This window comes from Kineosporiaceae bacterium (genome assembly GCA_016713225.1).
In the GTDB taxonomy this organism is placed as follows: domain Bacteria; phylum Actinomycetota; class Actinomycetes; order Actinomycetales; family Kineosporiaceae; genus JADJPO01.
Genome location: JADJPO010000003.1, coordinates 784562 through 798457 on the forward strand (window position 1 = coordinate 784562; position 13896 = coordinate 798457).

General features: G+C 70.1%; 10 protein-coding genes. 4 read left to right on the forward strand and 6 right to left on the reverse strand.

Translation table 11 applies throughout. The annotated features are described in order from the left end of the window. Positions 1 to 89 precede the first annotated feature (89 nt). The gene (locus tag IPK24_14655) at positions 90 to 1601 is read left to right on the forward strand and encodes an NCS2 family permease (protein MBK8076765.1); all 1512 of its coding nucleotides are present in this window, start codon (positions 90 to 92) and stop codon (positions 1599 to 1601) included. 85 nt (positions 1602 to 1686) lie between these two features. On the opposite strand, the gene IPK24_14660 is transcribed toward IPK24_14655, so the two are convergent. The 3 genes from IPK24_14660 to IPK24_14670 all read right to left on the reverse strand — a co-directional run bounded on the left by IPK24_14660 (position 1687) and on the right by IPK24_14670 (position 6061). Then, positions 1687 to 4206: an FtsX-like permease family protein gene (locus tag IPK24_14660; GenBank protein MBK8076766.1), complete on the reverse strand. Its 2520-nt coding sequence runs from the start codon at positions 4204 to 4206 to the stop codon at positions 1687 to 1689. Between the two features lie 13 nt (positions 4207 to 4219). Beyond that, on the reverse strand, positions 4220 to 4981 hold the full coding sequence (locus tag IPK24_14665; GenBank protein ID MBK8076767.1) for an ABC transporter ATP-binding protein: 762 nt from the start codon (positions 4979 to 4981) through the stop codon (positions 4220 to 4222). A 159-nt stretch (positions 4982 to 5140) separates the two neighbouring features. Then, positions 5141 to 6061: a PD-(D/E)XK nuclease family protein gene (locus IPK24_14670; GenBank protein MBK8076768.1), complete on the reverse strand. Its 921-nt coding sequence runs from the start codon at positions 6059 to 6061 to the stop codon at positions 5141 to 5143. Positions 6062 to 6169: 108 nt separating this feature from the next. Here IPK24_14670 and IPK24_14675 point away from each other — a divergent pair, with 108 nt between their 5' ends. The 3 genes from IPK24_14675 to arc all read left to right on the forward strand — a co-directional run bounded on the left by IPK24_14675 (position 6170) and on the right by arc (position 10305). Further along, positions 6170 to 7321: a hypothetical protein gene (locus IPK24_14675; protein MBK8076769.1), complete on the forward strand. Its 1152-nt coding sequence runs from the start codon at positions 6170 to 6172 to the stop codon at positions 7319 to 7321. 29 nt (positions 7322 to 7350) lie between these two features. After that, the gene (locus IPK24_14680; GenBank protein MBK8076770.1) at positions 7351 to 8385 is read left to right on the forward strand and encodes a tRNA (adenine-N1)-methyltransferase; all 1035 of its coding nucleotides are present in this window, start codon (positions 7351 to 7353) and stop codon (positions 8383 to 8385) included. Positions 8386 to 8625: 240 nt separating this feature from the next. Then, complete coding sequence (gene arc, locus IPK24_14685; GenBank protein ID MBK8076771.1) at positions 8626 to 10305, forward strand: proteasome ATPase; 1680 nt, start codon at positions 8626 to 8628, stop codon at positions 10303 to 10305. A 205-nt stretch (positions 10306 to 10510) separates the two neighbouring features. Here the strand turns inward: arc and IPK24_14690 are convergent, their stop codons facing one another. From IPK24_14690 to IPK24_14700, 3 genes are read right to left on the reverse strand one after another with little or no spacing between them, the layout of a single operon-like run. Then, positions 10511 to 11695: an ABC transporter permease gene (locus tag IPK24_14690; protein ID MBK8076772.1), complete on the reverse strand. Its 1185-nt coding sequence runs from the start codon at positions 11693 to 11695 to the stop codon at positions 10511 to 10513. Beyond that, positions 11692 to 12456 carry an ABC transporter ATP-binding protein gene (locus IPK24_14695; protein ID MBK8076773.1) on the reverse strand — a complete coding sequence of 255 codons (765 nt, stop codon included), beginning with the start codon at positions 12454 to 12456 and terminating at the stop codon, positions 11692 to 11694. Before IPK24_14695 ends, IPK24_14690 begins: the two co-directional genes overlap by 4 nt. A 41-nt stretch (positions 12457 to 12497) precedes the next feature. Then, positions 12498 to 13874: an efflux RND transporter periplasmic adaptor subunit gene (locus IPK24_14700; GenBank protein ID MBK8076774.1), complete on the reverse strand. Its 1377-nt coding sequence runs from the start codon at positions 13872 to 13874 to the stop codon at positions 12498 to 12500. Positions 13875 to 13896: the final 22 nt, after the last annotated feature.

Consider the following 13896-nt stretch of genomic DNA (forward strand, 5'->3'; position numbering starts at 1 on the left):
GCCAAGGGTGTGATTAGGGTGGGCGCCTTCCGGATCACGATCGAGTCGCCGTGTGAGCGACCCGGTGTCGAGCAGTACGAGGTGAGGCCATGACCAGCCAGGTGTCCCCGGACGCCGCCGTCGATGACGGTGGCAGGCCACCGACAGCGGACGCAATCGACAGGTTCTTCAGGATCACCGAGCGGGGATCCAGCTATGCGCGTGAGGTACGCGGCGGGCTGGTCACCTTCTTCACCATGGCCTACATCGTGGTGCTGAACCCGCTGATCATCGGGACCCAGAAGGACAGCACGGGTACCTTCCTCGGCGGTGGCGATGTCTCGTCCGCAATGGTCAAGGTCGCCGCGGCCACGGCGCTGGTGGGTGGGGTGATGACCATCCTGATGGGGTTGGTCGCCAACTTCCCCCTGGCCCTGGCCACCGGGCTCGGGCTCAACGCCTTCGTGACCTTCGGCATCGCCCAGCTGCCGGGCATGACCTGGGCCGACGCCATGGGTCTGGTGGTGATCGAGGGTCTGGTGATCCTCGTGCTGGCCCTCACCAAGGTGCGCACGGCGGTGTTCCACGCCGTCCCGGCCTCGCTGCGCACCGCGATCAGCGTGGGTATCGGGCTGTTCATCACCATGATCGGCTTCGTCGACGCCGGCTTCGTGCGCCGAACCTCCGGCGGCACGGTTCCGGTCGAGCTCGGGGTCGGCGGCCAGCTCGCGGGATGGCCCACGGTGGTGTTCCTGGTCGGCTTGGCGATCACCGGCATCCTGTTGGTGCGCGCCGTCCCCGGCGCGATCCTGATCGGCATCGTCTCGGCCACCGGGCTCGCGATCCTGGTCGAGGCGATGGCTCACATCGGCCCCAGCGTCTCCGCCTCGGGTGAGGTCAACCGCACCGGTTGGCAGCTCAATGTGCCCACCCTGCCCGATCAGGTGGTCGCCACCCCCGACCTCGGGCTGCTCGGTCACTTCAGCCTGCTGGGCTCCTTCCACGCCATCGGCGTGGTGAGCGTGGTGCTGTTCGTGTTCACCCTGATGCTCGCGGACTTCTTCGACACCATGGGCACGATGGTCGCGGTCGGTACCGAAGGTGCTCTGCTGGACGCCGACGGGACCCCGCCGCAGGCGAACCGGATCCTCATCGTCGACTCGGTGGCTGCCGTGGCGGGCGGAGCGGCCTCGGTGTCCAGCAACACCTCCTACATCGAGTCCGCGGCCGGCGTCGCCGAGGGCGCTCGCACCGGTCTGGCCAGCGTGGTCACGGGGGTGCTGCTGCTGATATCGATGGTGTTCGCGCCGTTGGTCACGGTGATCCCGCACGAGGCCAGCGCCCCGGCGCTGATCATCGTCGGGTTCGTGATGATGGTGCAGGTCCGCTCGATCGACTGGGACGACGGTGAGATGGCGCTGGCCGCCTTCCTGACCATCGTGCTGATGCCGTTCACCTACTCGATCACCACCGGGATCGGCGCCGGCTTCGTCACCTACGCCGGATTGAAGGCGGCCCGAGGGCGTGCCCGCGAGGTGCACCCGTTGCTGTGGAGCGTCTCGGCGCTGTTCGTCCTGTACTTCGCGATGGGACCGCTGAAGGCGATGCTCGGGGTCGACTGACCTTCCACCCACACCGTGCTCCGACACGGCCGCGGCGGTCTCCACTCCCGGGAGTGGAGACCGCCGCGGCCATCCTGAACCTGTCTCAATCGGTGGCGATGGCCCCCAGCACGTTGAGCCGAACCGCCCGGATCGTGGGCAGGACGGCAGCCAGGACGCCGACCACGGACGCCGCGAGCAGCATGCCGACAATGCCCAGCCACGGCACGGACAGCACCTCCAGACCCTGCGACTCCAGGCCTCGTTGCAACGCGATCCCCAGCGCCAGGCCGAGGCCCGCCCCGAGCACGGCACCGAACACCGCGGTGGCCACTGATTCGATCGTGATCATGCCGGCAAGTTGTCGCCGGCCCAGGCCCACCGCCCGCAGCAACCCGATCTCGCGGGTGCGTTCGATGATCGACAGCGCGAGGGTGTTCACGATGCCCAGCACCGCCACGATCACGCTGAACAGCAGCATGACGTACAGCAGGTTCAACAGGGTGTCGACCTGGGAGGCCGAGGAGTCGATGTACTCGGCACCGTTCTGTACCGAGACCACCAGGTACGGCTGCACCAGCGCCGTGAGCTCCGACCGCAACGCCGCGATATCGGCACCCGGCTTGGCTGCCAGGTACAGCACGAGGTCACCGCGGGCGCTGACCGGCACCGCCTCGTCGTACAGCGACCGATCGATCACCAGGTCACCGAGCAACTGGCTGTCGGCGTAGATCCCACCGATGGTGACGGTCCTCTCCGGCAACGCCGCCACCTGTGCCGGCACCTGTTGCCCGACGCTCCACCCGTGCTCGGTGGCGCTGGTCTGGTTGACCAGCACATGGGTGCGGTCCAGCGACCGCAGATCGCCCGACGTCGCGGTCAGGTCGAAGTTGTCCAGCAGGGGACCGGGTTCGGTCGCCATGGCGAACGAGTCCGACCCGGCCAGTTGCACCCCCACCCCACCCAGCGCCGCGACGGAGGCGACCTGCGGCAGCTTGGCGACTGCCGGCGCCACCGAGGCCGGTACCTGGGACTGACCGCCGGCGGAGAGCACGAAGGTGGATTTCAGCTCCGACTTCACGATGTCGGACACGCTCGCCTTGACGCTCTGCGCGATCACCGACAGCCCGGTGATCAGGGCCAGCCCGATCATGAGCGCGCTGGCGGTGAGCGCGGTACGTCGCGGCAACCGCAGTGAGTTCTCCCGCGCGAGCCTTCCCACCACCCCACCGAACCTCGCGAACGGCCAGGCGATCAGCCGGACGACAGGTCGCGTGGTCAGCGGCGCAGCGATCAAGGCACCCAGGACGGCGAGCGCTGCACCGACCCCGGCCAACGGCCAGATCGCGTCGTCCCGCGTGACGCTGTAGGCGAGTGCGGCCACGCCGACGACCAGGAGCGCGCCGCCCAGGGCGCCACGCAGCCGCAGCCCCTTGGGCGCGATCACCAGGTCGTCGCGCATCGCGGCGACCGGGGCGATCCGTGAGGCTCGTCGCCCCGGGATCACCGCGGCGGCCAGGGTGACGAGCACCCCGACGAGCACACTCCACCCGATGGCGCCGGCGCCGATGGGCAGGTCGTCCCCGATCGAGGCGCCCAGCGCGAACCGGATGCCGGCCTTGGCCGCCATCGCGATCAGGATGCCGAGCCCGATGCCCAGAGCGGAACCGAGCAGGCCGATCACGGCCGCCTCACCCAACACCATCCGCAGGATCTGCCCGCGTGAGGCACCCACCGCACGCAGCAGCGCCAGCTCACGGGTGCGCTGCCCCAGCAACATCGAGAACGTGTTGAAGATGATGAACGCGCCCACGAACAGGGCGACCCCCGCGAAGACCAGCAGGAACGTCGTGAAGAAGCCCAGACCCGTCTTCAGACCCTCCTGGGCCTCGGCGTCCAGGGTCGCGCCCGTCACCGCCTCGGCCGTGGCCGGCAGCACCCTGCTGATCTGGGCCCGCAGCTGCTCTTGGCTGACCCCGTCGGCCGTGACCGCGAACCCGCTGACGGTGCCGTCGGCGGCGAACGCCGCCCGCGCCGAGGCCTCGTCGACCAGCACGGCGGTGGCGCCGAACAAGGACCCGAAGACCACCTCACCGGTGATCGTGACCGAGCGCACCTGGTCGCCGACCACGGCCCGGGTGCGATCGCCCAGGTGGAGTCCCGACTTCTCGAGCGTCGCCTGCTCGACCGCCACCTCACCGGGGCCGGTCGGCCCACGCCCGGCCGACAACCGGAAGGACGGGTCGTCGGCCCGGAAGGCGAAGCCGAGCGAGGGAGCGCCGCCGTTGCGCACCGCGGTGCCGTCCTTGCCCGCGATCAACACGTTGCCCTGCAGGTCCGGGGCCACCCGTTTGACGCCCGGCACCGCGGCGAGTGACTTCTCCAGGGTCAGCGGCAACGGCGCCCGGGTGGCGAAATCACCCTGTTGTCCCTTGGCCTCGACGCCGCGGACCTCGACGTCGACACCCTTGAGGCCCTGGGCGAAGAGGCTCTTCAAAGTGCTGTCGATGCTGTCTCGTAACACGAAGGTGCCCGTGACGAATGAGACGCCCAGCATCACCGCACACGCGGTGAGCAGAAAGCGCACGATGTGGCCGCGTACCCCGGCCAAGGTCAGCTTCGTCATGATCGTCTCCCCGTCAGCTGCGGCGGGTGGCCATGTCGAAGCCGCGCATACGCTCGAGCACGCTGTCGGCGGTCGGCGCGTAGAGCTCGTCGACGATGCGGCCGTCGTCCAGGAAGAGCACCCGGTCGGCGTAGGCGGCTGCCGACGGCTCGTGGGTGACCATGACCACCGACTGACCGAACTCGTCCACCGAGCGCCGCAGGAAGCCGAGGATCTCTGCGCTGGCGCGGGAGTCGAGGTTGCCGGTCGGCTCATCGGCGAACACGATCGCGGGTCGGCTGACCAGGGCACGGGCGCAGGCCACGCGCTGCTGCTGCCCGCCCGAGAGCTGATTGGGTCGGTGGCTCAGCCTGTCCCGCAGCCCGATGGTGTCGATCACGATGTCGAACCAGGCCGGGTCGACCGCACGCCCGGCGATGTCCAGCGGCAGGGTGATGTTCTCGCGCGCCGACAGGGTCGGCACCAGGTTGAACGACTGGAAGACGAAGCCCAACCGGTCCCGGCGCAGCCGGGTGAGCTCGGCGTCCTTCAGGCCGGCCAGCTCGAGCCCGTCGATGACGATCCGGCCCGAGGTGGGCGCATCCAGGGCAGCCATGCAGTGCATCAGGGTCGACTTGCCCGACCCGGACGGCCCCATGATCGCGGTCAGGCGCCCCCGCTCGAAGCTCACATCGACCCCGTCCAGGGCGTTGACCTGGGCCTCGCCGGACCCGTAGACCTTGGTCAGCCCCTCCGCATACGCGATGACCTGAGGGCTCTGCTCGGGCCCCGTCATCGGCTCGATCTCCGACCTGTGTGTCGCCACGGGTACTGCCTCTCTGTGATGCCCCGGGGACGTTCCAGGGGCGTTGCCGGGTGGACGGCGCCAGCCTGTCAGCGCGCCCCCGGCCGGACATCCGGGGTAACCCCTGAACCCCGCCTCAGGGTTCCCTGGTCATTCCTCCTCGAGGCCAGGGGTTCGCAGGGCAGAGGACCTCGGGTCGGCGACCAGCTCGGCAGCTCGCCCGGGAACCGGCGGCGGTGTCCCCCCGAATGCGGGACACAACTCCTGATGTGCACACCAGGAACACATCCGCCCCGGGGAGGCGCGCCAGTCACCGGTGTGGACGGCGAGCTCGATCGCGGCCCAGAGCGCCCGCAGCTTGCGCTCGGTGGCGAGCAACTCGTCCTCGTCGGGCGCGTAACGCAAGATCTCGCCGTTGCCGAGGTAGACCAGTTGCAGGACGGCGGGCACGACGCCGTGCAACCGCCACAGCACCAGGGCGTAGAACTTCATCTGGAACAGGGCCTTCGCCTCGTACGCCTCTCGAGGTGCCCTGCCGGTCTTGTAGTCCACGACCCGCAACCGACCGTCCGGCGCGACGTCCAGCCGATCGACATAGCCGTGCAGCATCAGACCCGCGCTGGGATCACCGGGCTGCCCGTCGTCCAACCGGGTCTGGACGTACAGCTCACGCTCAGCGGGCTCGAGCCGGGTCGGGTCCTCCAGGTCGAACCATCGCGAGAGCAGTGCCGGCACCCCGGCCAACCACTGCGAGACCCCGTCCGGGTCGGCGAGGTACACCTCGGCCAGCTCGGGTGAGGCCTCCCGGACCCGCTGCCACTGGTTCTCGATCATGGCCTCGGCAGCGGCCAGGTTCCGTTCGGCGGCGGGAAGGTCGAACAACCGCTCCAGGACGGCGTGCACCACGGTGCCGCGGACCGCAGCCGGTGTCGGTCGGTCGGGCAATCGGTCGATCACCCGGAAGCGATACATCAACGGGCACTGCATGAAGTCCGCAGCCCGCGAGGGGGACAGCCGCGGCATCGGGTCACCGTGCGCCGGTGGCGTGGCGGTGAGCTCGGCCGTCGTCATGTCCCGCACTCTAGGTGCGACCACCGACAGGCTCGGCCGGCGGCCCTTCCCTCCGGCGCGCCCCGTGCGCCCAGGCCTTTGTCAGGGGCGGGACGTAGAGTCGTGGACGTGGCCAGACCGATCACTGATGAGCCAGCCTCGGGAGCGCGGGGCGGTATCCGGCTGGGCACCGTCCTGGGTGCCCCCGTCCTGCTGATGCCCTCCTGGTTCGTGATCGCGATCCTGATCACCGCCACCTACACCCCCGCCGTTCGGACTCGATTGCCGGATGCGGGTGCGATGGCGATCCTGGTGGCGTTCGGGGCTGCCGCGCTGTTGCTGGCCTCGGTCTTCCTGCACGAACTGGCTCACGCGGTCGCCGCGCGCGCCGTGGGCACGCCGCCGTCCCACATCGTGCTGGATCTGTGGGGCGGGCACACCGCCTTCGACGCCGACCTGACCACCCCCGGGCGCAGCGCGTTGGTGAGCGTGGTCGGGCCGGGGACGAACGCTGTGCTGGCAGTTGTCGGGCTGGTGCTGCAACCGCTCGTCGCGGACGACGGCGTGGCCGACCTCCTGCTCATCGGCCTGATCTACTCCAACGCCGTGGTGGCGATCTTCAACGCCCTTCCCGGTCTGCCCCTCGACGGCGGCCGAGTCCTCGAGGCCCTGGTCTGGAAGGTCAGCGGCAACCGAGGCCTGGGCACCGTCTCGGCCGGCTGGGCCGGGCGGCTGGTCGCGGCGGGGCTGGCGTTCTGGGCGGTCGGGCGCCCGCTGCTGGCCGGGCGCATCCCCTCCTTGACGTCGGCGATCTGGATGCTGCTGATCGCCTGGATGCTCTGGCAAGGCGCCACGAGCGCCCTCACGATCGGGCGCTGGCGCCAGCGCACCCCGACCCTCAGCGTGCGTGAGCTGATTCGACCGGCGGTGGCGGTCGCTGCGGCGAGCCCGTTGGCAGAGGCGCTGCATCACGCACAGATCTCTCGCGCGGAGCAGATCGTGCTGCTGGGCCACGACGGTGAACCGATCGCGGTGGTCGATGCCCGGGCCCTGGCCTCGGTCCCCCCCGAACGGCTCTCGGTCACCCCGGCGCAGGCGGTCGGTCGATCCCTGCCACCGCACGCCACCGTGCCGATCACCCTGGACGGCGAGGCTCTGCTCGAGCATCTGCGCGCCACGGCGCACCACGAGTACGCGGTCCTCGACCCGGCCGGCCGGGTCGTGGGTGTGTTGTACGGCACGGACATCCAGGCCCGCCTCGACGGACGTGCGAGCGGGTAGGCGTGACGGGCGGTCTAGACTCCCCGGCCATGACCTCCACGGAACCGACCGGCGCTGCGGGTCGGCGGGGGCCGTTGCGAGCCGGGGAGCGAGTACAACTCACCGACCCCAAGGGCCGGCTGCACACCATCACCCTCAACCCCGGGAGCCAGTTCCACACCCATCGTGGGCTCTTCGGCCACGACGAGTTGATCGGGCGTCCGGAGGGCTGGGTGGTCCGCAACACCGCCGGCGTCGACTACCTCGCGCTGCGACCGTTGCTCGCCGACTATGTCCTGTCGATGCCGCGGGGTGCCGCGGTGGTCTATCCCAAGGACGCCGGCCAGATCGTGGCCATGGGCGACATCTTCCCCGGCGCGCGAGTGGTCGAGGCGGGGGTGGGTTCCGGAGCGCTCACCATGTCGCTGCTGCGGGCCGTGGGCGACGGCGGCCGGGTCTACTCGTTCGAACGCCGCGCCGACTTCGCCACCATCGCCCGGGCCAATGTCGAGGCGTTCTTCGGCACCGCGCATCCGGCCTGGCACCTCACCGTCGCCGATCTGGTGGAGGGTCTGACGTCCTGGTTGGAGGAGGAGTCGTTCGAACCGGTCGACCGCGTCGTCCTCGACATGCTCGCCCCCTGGGAGTGTCTCGACGCCGTGGGCCGCGTGTTGGCTCCCGGGGGAGTGCTGGTCTGCTACGTGGCGACCGCCACCCAGTTGTCGCGGCTGGCCGAGGCACTGCGCGGTCACGGCGGCTACACCGAGCCGTCCGCCTGGGAGTCGATGGTGCGCGGTTGGCACCTCGAGGGACTGGCCGTCCGACCGCAACACCGTATGGTCGGGCACACCGGCTTCCTGATGACGAGCCGACGCATGGCCGACGGGGTCGCCGCACCACCTCGCCGGCGGCGTCCGGCCGGCACGACGCGCGAGGCGACAGCCGAGACCGAGGCGGCCTGGGACGAGTGGGCCTCGGACGGCGAGTGGTCCGCTGCCGATGTCGGCGAACGTCCGGTATCGACCAAGAAGGTGCGTCGGACGGTGCGTGCCGTGCAACCGGCCGACGAGGCGGGGCCGGCCTGAGCCCTGGCGCCAGGGTCCGACCCGCCACCCGGCGTCCGTGGGCTACGACACAGCGCGCTGTGGTTCCCGGCCCTGGAGGTGCCACAGGCCGGGCGGTTATGGTCGTTTCTCGGCAATGGCGACGACGAACGAGACGACCAGGCATGTCTCGCGGGATCTCCGCGTTGTCGTGAGGCGGCCCGTCGGACATCGGGGTTAGGGTCGAATCGACTCCACGAGCAACGACGGGAGGTGCCCGCGATGAGCAGGAACGACGAGTCGTCTGGATCGGATCCGTCGAGTGGTGCAGCCGAGGTGGCCCGGTTGCAGGCGCAGGTGACGCAGCTGGCATCTCAGAACGATCGATTGGCCTCCACCTTGCGCGATGCCCGCGATCAGATCGTGGCGCTCAAGGCCGAGGTCGATCGGCTGGCCCAGCCGCCGAACACGTTCGGGGTGATCGTCGCCCTGAGTGAGCCCGACGACGACGGGCCGGCCGGAACGGTCGAGATCTTCACCTCGGGGCGCAAGATGCGCGTCGGGTTGAGTCCCTCGATCGACCTGGACACGTTGCACCCCGGTCAGGAGGTCATGCTCAACGAGGCGTTCAACGTGGTCGCCGCGCGCGATTTCGATCGCACCGGCGAGATCGTGATCCTCAAGGAGCTGCTGGACGACGACCGAGCCCTGGTCGTGGCTCACGCCGACGAGGAGCGCGTGGTGCACCTGGCCGGCCCGCTGATCGGCCAGAAGCTCCGCGTCGGTGATGCCTTCACCATGGACCCGCGGTCGAGCTTCATCTTCGAGAAGGTGCCGCGTGCCGAGGTCGAAGAGCTGGTGCTCGAAGAGGTGCCGGACATCGAGTACGAGGACATCGGTGGTCTGGCATCGCAGATCGAGCAGATCCGCGACGCCGTCGAGCTGCCGTTCCTGCACCCCGACCTGTTCCGCGAGCACGGTCTCAAGCCGCCCAAGGGCATCCTGCTCTACGGCCCGCCCGGCTGCGGCAAGACCCTGATCGCCAAGGCGGTGGCCAACTCGCTGGCCAAGAAGGCCGCCGAGGCGCGTGGGCTCAAAGAGGCCAAGAGCTACTTCCTCAATGTCAAGGGTCCCGAGCTGCTCAACAAGTACGTCGGTGAGACCGAACGGCACATCCGGCTGATCTTCGCCCGGGCCCGGGAGAAGGCCTCCGACGGAACCCCGGTCGTGGTGTTCTTCGACGAGATGGACTCGCTGTTCCGCACCCGCGGATCCGGGGTGTCCAGCGATGTCGAGACCACGATCGTGCCGCAGCTGCTCAGCGAGATCGATGGGGTCGAGCGTCTCGAGAACGTGATCGTGATCGGTGCCTCGAACCGAGAGGACATGATCGACCCGGCCATCCTGCGTCCCGGCCGGCTGGACGTGAAGATCAAGATCCAGCGTCCGGACGCCGAGGCGGCCAAGGACATCTTCTCCAAGTACCTGACCACCGACCTGCCGCTGCACCCGGTCGATCTGGCAGCCAACGACGGGGCCGCCGCGGCCACGGTCGAAGCGATGATCATGCGCACCGTGGAGCGGATGTACACCGAGACCGAGGAGAACCAGTTCCTCGAGGTCACCTACGCCAACGGCGACAAGGAGATCCTCTACTTCAAGGACTTCAACTCCGGCGCGATGATCCAGAACATCGTCGACCGGGCCAAGAAGACCGCGATCAAGGATCTGCTCGAGACCGGCCAGCGCGGGATCCGGCTCGATCACCTGCTCATCGCCTGTGTGGACGAGTTCAAGGAGAACGAGGACCTGCCCAACACCACCAACCCCGACGACTGGGCGCGGATCTCGGGCAAGAAGGGTGAGCGGATCGTCTACATCCGCACCATCATCCAGGGCAAGCAGGGCACCGAGCCCGGCCGCACCATCGACACCGTCGCCAACACCGGCCAATACCTCTGATCCACCCGTCGAACCCGCTCCCAAACCTGCTCACTAACCTGCTCACAAACCTGCTCATGCTCCGCAGGTGACACGTCCATGCTCCGTTGCCGCCCCGAATCGGCGTCACCAGCGGAGCATGAGCAGTCACCTGCGGAGCATGAGCGGGTTTGGGGATGGGTTTGGGGATGGGTTTGGGGGTGGGCTTGGGGGTGTGGTGGGGTGGTTACTCGGTGCGGAGGGCTTCGACGGGTTCCAGGGCGCCGGCCCGGCGGGCGGGGAAGACGCCGAAGAAGACTCCGACCGCCACCGAGACGCCGAACGCCAGGGCCAGGGACCACCAGGCGATCTCGGCGGGCAACTCGGTGAAGCGGTCGGCGATCAGGGCGGCGCCCACCCCCAGGCCCATCCCGAGCACGCCGCCGATGGTGGTCAGAACCACGGCCTCGACCAGAAACTGGGCCAGGACGTCGCGTTGCCGCGCCCCGAGCGCCTTGCGCAGGCCGATCTCGCGGGTTCGTTCCCGCACCGAGACCAGCATGATGTTCGAGACCCCCACCCCGCCGACCACCAGTGAGATGCCGGCGATGGCCGCCAGGACGACGGTGAGCAGGCTGAGGATGCTGCCGACGGTGCCCAGGATCTGGGTCTGGGTGACCGCCGAGAACGTCTCGCCCTCGTACTTGTCGCCCAGCGCGGCGATGATCCTCGACTGCAGCGCGTCGATGGTGTCGAGGTTGGGCGCCTTGACCGCCAGGGCGTCGATCCGGTCCACCCCGAACAGGCGCTGCGCCGCCGTGACCGGCACGTGCACCTCGAGATCGCGACTGACCCCGAAGGTCGAACCGATCTCGGTGAACACCCCGATCACCCGGAACCGCACCCCGGCCACGGTGACCTGGCGTCCCACCGGATCGACATCACCGAACAGCGTGCGCGCGGTCTGCGACCCCAGGACGGCGACCCGCCGGCGGGTCTCGACGTCCCCGGCCGACAGGTACCGACCGCGAGCCAGCGGCCGGTCGAAGACCAAGGGCACCGTCTCGGTGGTGCCGTTGACGGTGGCGAACACCGATCGGCTGCCCACCCGCACCTGCTCGCCGGACGACACGGTGGCGGCCACGGCGTCCCGGTTGCCCACCACCCGGCCCAGGAACGCGACGTCCTCGAGCTGCAGCCGACTGAGCGCCGGGGCCGAGCCGAACTGCACCTGCCCGGGCACCACCAGGATCAGGTTCGATCCGAGCCCCTCGACCTGGCGCTCCACCTCACGCTTGGCGCCGCTGCCGATCGCCACCAGGATCACCACCGCGCCCACGCCGATGATCACCCCGAGCATGGTCAGCGCGCTGCGCAACCGGTTGGCACGCAGGGCGGTCAGTGCCGAGGCGAAGGCCTCCCCGAGCTTCACGAGGCCGACTCCCCGCCCCGGTCGCGTGCGGTGTCGTCGAGCGCCGTCACGTCCAGCACCGCGCCGTCGGTTGCCACGTCGTCCAGCACCAGGCCATCGCGCATCCGCACCTGGCGGCGGGCGCGGGCCGCGACCTCGCGGTCGTGGGTCACCAGCATCACCGCGACCCCCCGCTCACGGTTGAGCTGTTCCAGGATCGCCATCACCTCGGTTCCGGTGGCGGTGTCGAGGTTGCCGGTCGGCTCGTCCGCGAGCAGCAGCGCCGGGTCACCGACCAGGGCTCGCGCGATCGCCACCCGTTGCTGCTCACCACCGGACAGTTGGGCGGGCCGGTGATCGAGCCGGTGCCCCAGGCCAACCGACTCCAGCGCCGCGACCGCGCGTTCCCGGCGTTCGCGCCGTGCCACCCCGCGATAGATCAGCGGCAGCGCCACGTTGTCGACCGCCGTCGTGCGGGCCAGCAGCTGAAACGCCTGGAACACGAACCCGATGGTGCGGTTGCGCTGTGCTGCCAGCCCGTCGTCGTCCAGGGTGCGCACGTCGCGACCGTTGACCATGAGCTGCCCCGAGGTCGGCCGGTCGAGCAGCCCCAGCAGGTGCATCAAGGTGGACTTGCCCGACCCGGACGGCCCGATCAGTGCCACGTAGTCGCCCGCGGCGACCCGCAACGAGACCCCGCGCAGCGCCTGCACCTCGACCGTGCCGACCCGGTAGGTCCGCCGGACGTCGATCGCCTCCACCGCTGCCACCCCAGCCGCCACCCCAGCGGCCAACCCAGCGGCCGTCGAGGCGGGCGGTTGGTTCACGGGGTGACCCGCTGCCCGGCGCCGACCTTGTCCGCGCCCCGGATGACCACCCGGTCGCCCACGGCGAGCCCCTTGACGATCTCGATCCGTTCGGCGCCCTGCGCACCCAACGTGACCGGACGACGCTGCGCCACGCCGTCGTTCACCAGCCACACGGCGTCCCCGCTCTCGTCACGGAACACCGCCGCGGCGGGTACCGAGATCGCCTGTTCGGCGGTTCGGACGTTCAGTCGTGCCACGGCTGACATGCCCGGGCGCAGGCCGGTGCGCGACGGCCCGGCCGGGTCGAGGCGCAGCCGCACCTGATAGGTCACCCCGCCCCGGGCCGAGGTGGTCGGCTGCAGGTCGACCGAGCGCACGACGGCGGGGTAGCGCATGCCGGGCAGCGCATCGAGTTCGATCTCGGCGGTGACGCCGACCCGCACCATGACGACGTCGGTCTCGTCGATCGAGGCACTCAGGCCCAGTTCGGAGACATCGGTCACGGTGAGCAGGGCCGACCCGGCCGAAACCGGTGTGCCGACCGCCAGATCGGTGACGATCGAGGCGTTCGAGCCGGCCGAACCCCCCACCAGCGACTGGGCCTGTGCCCGCAGGCTGGAGGGCACCTGGTCGAGGGCCGCCGAGAGGTCGGTGCCTGCCGAGCCACCCGAGGCCCCCGAGTTGGTACCGGACGGCGCGGCCCCACCGAAGGTGACCGTGCCCGAGATCGGCGCCCGGACGGTGAGTGCCTCCACGGCAGCCTGCGCAGCGATCACCGCGGCACGGGTCTGGGCCCGCTGCGCCTGGGCGAGTGAGGCGGCGAGCCGACCGAGACTGCCCAGCCCGGCGTTGAGCTGGCCGATGGTCTGCCGGGCAGCGCGCTGAGCGGCCGCATGGTCGGCCCGCGCCGCCGCCAACTGGGCCAGCGTCGCGCTGCGCAAGGCCCCTTCGGGCAGGGCGTCGGCCGCCTTGCTGGTCTGGGCGAAGGCCGCGTCCGCCGTCCGGTCGGCCTGATCGACCAGCGACAGATCGACCCGCGGCAGGCTCACCCGCCCCGAGGCGGACGCCGCGGCGTCCGCCTGCTCGGCCTGCTGCAACGTGCTACGCGCCGAGGGACTCTCCAGCCGCAGCAACTCCTGACCGGCGCTGACCCGCTGGCCATCGCGGACCGTGAGACTCACCACCGTCGCCGCGGCGGGCGAGCTGACCGAGGCGCTGGCCCGGGCGGTGAACGTCGCCGGAGCCTCCACCACCTCGGTCACCGTGGCGCGTTCGACCGCACCCACCTCGATCCCCGTGGGCTGATCGTTCGTGCACCCACTGAGCCCGCCGGCGGCCAGCACGAACACGGTGATCAGCGTAGGCAGCCGCGAGGGCAATCGGGTCGACACGCCCTCATCGTAGGTTTCGCCG